We start from the raw sequence: 5,012 nt of genomic DNA, 5'->3' as shown, positions 1-5,012 counted from the left end.
GTATGTAAAATTAAAAATATCTAATTATAAGAAAAATGATTTTATATAATTTATTCTGACGATTGTTAGTGTGTTTGAAATAATATTATGACACATTGACTTGATAATATACTTTTGTTGTGACAAAACGACGTAATTAATATTGTTTTTTTATTTGGTATATATTTTGATTTTTTTAAAATGAAAATAATTAAATGTCTAACTAAAAAAAAGGAGGACCAAGCTATGATACCCATGTTAAGAAATTCAAGGTTTTTACCTGGCTTTACTGACGATGTTTTTGGCAAAGATTTTTTGTCTGATTTTTTTGATTCCTCGGTTAATAAAACTATACCGGAAGTAAATGTTTTGGAAAATAAGGATGAATTTAAGATTGAAGTTGCTGCTCCTGGTTTGTCAAAAAATGATTTTAAAATTGACTTAGATAATAATGTTTTAACCATTTCATCAGAAAAAGGAGCAAAGAATGAGGATGAAGGAGAAAAATATGTTCGCAGAGAGTTTAGTTACTCATCCTTTAAACGATCATTTAGTTTGCCTGACAGCATTGACCAGGACAAGATTAAGGCAACGCATAAAGATGGAATATTAAATGTTGTAATTCCAAAACGTGATGAAGCAAAAGAAAAGCCAAAGAAACAAATTAAGATTTCATAAGCTAAGCAATGGTTTGTTCATCTGTTAAGCGGGAAAATTCCCGCTTTTTTAATCATTTTTATAAAATTTTCTTGACTTAAAGATTAATCTTAAATAATCAATCAGCGTTTTGGAAATTTTCATCTTAGATTTTCCTTTCCTTCGTTTAGATAATAAGGTGGTTGGTACTTCAATTATTGAAGCATTTAATTGAATCGCCTTGATCAGAATTTCGACTTTGGATAAAAAACCATTTTCCGATATAATGGATTGATTTTTATCTTTTATTTTTTGAATGAGACTTATTTTATAAACTCTGTAAAAGGAACTAAGTGTTAGCACATTTAAATTTAAGGTTATACGCATGATGAGATTGGCAAAAAAAGATAAAATTTTTCTAAAAAAAGTTGTTTGATCCAATTTTCCTCCCTGAGAATACACAGAGGCTAAAATCAAATCAAAACCCAAATCTGAAATAGCAATCATTTTAGGTAAAATGGATAAATCAGAAGTATTATCTCCTTCAAGGGTAACAATGTAATCAGCATTATCTTGTTTATTATTTATAATCCATTCAAAACCTCTGTTAAATGAATCTCCAGGTCCAATATTATTTTCTTTTTCTAACACTATATAATTATTACCAGAAAACGCTTCATGAATTTGTTTAACCGTATTATCAGTTGAACAATCATCAACAAAAACGAAAAATTTATCCTGATTAGGCAAACTTTGAACCATATCTTGATGTAAATAGGATATGTTTTTTGATTCGTTAAATACAGGAATTAAGAAATAGATCATCTTTTTATTGCTTCTTTTTGCCATTGAATTGTTTTAATAAGCCCCTCTTTTAAAGAATATTTGGGGTTGAAGTTGAAAAATTCTTTAAGTTTATTAATACTTGGAACTCTTCTATTCACATCTTCATATCGACCAAAGTCTGAATAAGGTACAAGTTTTATTTTTGGTGTTGATTCTTCGCCATTAATTAATTGCCAGATTAATTTTCCGAGGGCTAAAATTGATATTTCTTCATTTGGATTAGAGGCTATGTTAAATATTTCATTATCCGATTTATTTGATTCTATACAATTTAATAATGCAGTTACGGTATCATCAATATACGTAAATGTTCTTGTTTGAGATCCATCCCCATGAATCTCAATAGGCTCGTTATTAAAAGTTTTATTAATAAATACAGATTGGGGTCCACCCCACCAGGTTAAATTCTGATTGGGTCCATATGAACCAAAAAATCTTACTATAGTATAATTTAAATTATATTCATCAGCATTGGCTATAATATTTTGTTCCCCATATATTTTTGATAAAGCATAAGCCCATCGTTTGATTTTTGAATTTCCTAATACAAAATCACTCTCCTCTTTAAAGGGGAGATTTGTATTTTTACCATAAACATCTGAAGTAGATGCATAGATAAGTTTACATTTATCTCTTAAACATTTGTTTATAATATTTTCAAGCATTAAATAATTTTCATTTAGAGTACGGTATGCACTTGAATATCTTGGAATTTTTTGTGAAGCTAAATGAATAATTATATCAACATGTATATCTTTTAACAGCAACGGGTTACAAACATCTCCAAGGATAAATTGGAAATATTTATTTGATTGAAAAGGTTCAATATTTGTTAAATTTCCATAACTCAAATTGTCAATTCCGTAAACTGAATGTCCATTGTTTAATAATGCTTTTGTTAAATTTGATCCAATGAACCCGGCTACTCCGGTAATTAATATTTTCATATCTTATTTTATTGATTTTTAAAAAACACATTATAAATGACATATCCTTTAGGATAATCTGCTACATCTTTGTTATAAACAAATTGCATTATATTTTGTCCCTCTTTTAACCACTCTTTTTTAACTACAGCTGTAAAATTCTGTCTTTTTGCATTTTCTATTGAAGATTTATTTTTATGCAGATTAAAAACAGCGTATTGTTTTTTATTAATAATTACATAAGCTTCATTTTTTTTATCGATACCTTCAGCGTCAATACCAATTAAAAGGCCATTTCGTATTTGGTCAATTGATTTTATAGTAAAATTTAAAGGTTTTGAAGCAAGTTTTCTTTTATTTCTACCTAATTCAATAAGCATTGAATTACGGTATTTCCTTTTTCTTTGATGATTCCAACTAAAAACCTTTATTTCTCCATCATTATCAATATTAAAATGATAATTCATATTTTTAATAACAAAATCCCTGGCTTTAGGATCAGTAAAAATGTTATGAAAGTAATAATCAGCAAAGAACCATCCTCTTTGATTTTCTTTGTAAGTGTTTATTAATTCTTGTAAAGTATAGGCAGAATTTTTTTGATTAGTAGGCTTACGGTTTACATATTTTTTTAATTTGGTATCGTAAACTCTTTGTCGAAACCAAACGCTATTATTCCTGTTAAGATAAAAGTTTGTAGCACTAGGCCATGTAGATAAAATAACATCCTCTTTATTTATATATAGTTTAATCTGATTGCAAACACTTTTCCAGTCAATATATCGGTTGTAAAATAATTCTTTTTTAACAACTTGTCCGTGTTTTTTTGTAGTGATTAAGGATTTTATCTCTTTTCTGGGTATCGCAATGAAGATTAAAAGAATTATGAGGAGTAAAATAAAATGATTGAAAGATCTTTTTGAAAGAAAATTGTGGGAAAATATTTTTTTTAAAAAATATTTTACAAAAAAGTAAATAAATATTGATATATAAATTAAAAATATTGGGTATATATAATATATATAATTTGGCGTACTGGGATCTCTAAAAATAAAACTCATTAAAAGAAACGGAACAACAAACATAGAAAAAAGATAGATTGCTTCTTGTTTTTTACCCCGGATAAAAAATGAAGATATAATGCCCAGAAAACCTAAGTAATAAATTATAGCGAAGTCACTCTTAAGTACATTAAAATATACGATAAAACTTTTAAAAGCTTCATCAGATGATTTTAATTTGCCTATAATATAACTCCAGTCCGGAAGAATCCAGTTTATTATTCTTTCAGGTAATAGAATCCCAAGAATTGGACGGGCAACTTTATCCAGTAAAGCGGGCGTAAAGAAGATTATCAAGCCGAGGATAATAAAATAAGATAGAATAGCATAGATATTAGTAAATCGTTTGGGAGTCTTTCGAAAGATCTTTACAATAGCATTAATTAAAATATAAATGCTTAATCCAAACAGGGCAAAAAAAGTGAGCTGATGGTTGATTAGAGAGAAAATGAACACTAAGGGAAGAATTAATAAATATCTGGTGTTGATATTGTTTTGATACCAGAATCCTGTTTTATTTTGATTTTTATGAATAGAATTAAAGGTCAGCCAAATAACGATTAATAAAAGGATATAAGAAAAACCAAAACTTGCGTAATTTCGTGCTATTCTAGACCAACAAATTAAATATAAAGAAAAAGCGGCAAAGGTTGAAGCCATTAATCCAATGCTTCGGTTATATAGTTTTTTTGTAAAATAATAAATTAAAGGGATGGTGGCTGCTCCAAATAAAACGCTAGGAATGCGTGCTACCAATTCTCTAATACCGAAAATCTTAAAAAATAAGGTAACAATCCAGGTTAGAAAAATACCATTAATATCTGATTCAGAAATTTCACGACCATTCAAAATATCCAAAGCCGGATTGATGTGCATGTACTCATCCAGCCAAACCGATAAAAATCCAACTCTGTAAATTCTAACAAAGAAAGCTCCTAAAGTTATTAGAAGGATAAGGTATGGAGCAAATTTTTTTAAATGATTCCAGTCAGGGAAAGTAATTTTTTGATCTTTATTCTTCCTTTTCTTTGATATTTTTTTTTTCATTATGATTTACAGAATCTTTAGTTTAGTAAAAATAAAATAAATAATCTGACCATCTAATTATTTATAATAAATTGACTAAAAGTTATTTAGATTTAGTGTTTAAGCTTTTTAAATCGATGTTTATAAAATTAATTAATAAATTAGAGCCATTAAAGATATTAATAAGATTTAATTTTAAAAAATAATTGGAAAAATCATTATGACAGCTCATTGATGAAAAGAGGATTATAGAGCAGGGAAAATGTAAACACAATTAATCAGATAATCCTACATTTTCATTAAAGCACATATCTTAATTTACATTTCAATTCAATCCAAAGATTAAAAGTGGTTATACATGAAAAAGTCTACTTAAAATCTGTCCTAAAAATGGGAAGCTTATAGTGTTATATTCATATTTCAACTATATTTTTCCTTCTTTCTTTGTTTAATCATGAGAATAATTTTTGGAATTATTTACATCTTTTTACTTTTAATAATACATTTGTTGAAAATGAATGATTCTTGAGTTTAGAAC

Annotated in this window: 4 protein-coding genes; 1 reads left to right on the top strand and 3 read right to left on the bottom strand. The window is 27.2% G+C overall.

The genetic code is table 11. The features are described from left to right. Positions 1 to 225: 225 nt before the first annotated feature. Positions 226 to 657, top strand: coding sequence for an Hsp20/alpha crystallin family protein (locus VJ881_02190; GenBank protein HKL74851.1), 432 nt, complete (start codon positions 226 to 228; stop codon positions 655 to 657). Between the two features lie 48 nt (positions 658 to 705). Here the strand turns inward: VJ881_02190 and VJ881_02185 are convergent, their stop codons facing one another. From VJ881_02185 to VJ881_02175, 3 genes are read right to left on the bottom strand one after another with little or no spacing between them, the layout of a single operon-like run. Further along, complete coding sequence (locus VJ881_02185) at positions 706 to 1,464, bottom strand: glycosyltransferase (protein ID HKL74850.1); 759 nt, start codon at positions 1,462 to 1,464, stop codon at positions 706 to 708. Next, on the bottom strand, positions 1,437 to 2,408 hold the full coding sequence (locus tag VJ881_02180; GenBank protein HKL74849.1) for an NAD-dependent epimerase/dehydratase family protein: 972 nt from the start codon (positions 2,406 to 2,408) through the stop codon (positions 1,437 to 1,439). The genes VJ881_02185 and VJ881_02180 overlap by 28 nt, the downstream gene beginning before the upstream one ends. An 8-nt stretch (positions 2,409 to 2,416) precedes the next feature. After that, positions 2,417 to 4,495 carry a glycosyltransferase family 39 protein gene (locus VJ881_02175; GenBank protein HKL74848.1) on the bottom strand — a complete coding sequence of 693 codons (2,079 nt, stop codon included), beginning with the start codon at positions 4,493 to 4,495 and terminating at the stop codon, positions 2,417 to 2,419. Between the last annotated feature and the right edge of the window lie 517 nt (positions 4,496 to 5,012).

It is taken from the genome of Halanaerobiales bacterium (genome assembly GCA_035270125.1).
In the GTDB taxonomy this organism is placed as follows: domain Bacteria; phylum Bacillota; class Halanaerobiia; order Halanaerobiales; family DATFIM01; genus DATFIM01.
The sequence above is the reverse complement of the archived record's forward strand: the minus strand, read 5'-3'. Positions and strand labels throughout refer to the sequence as shown.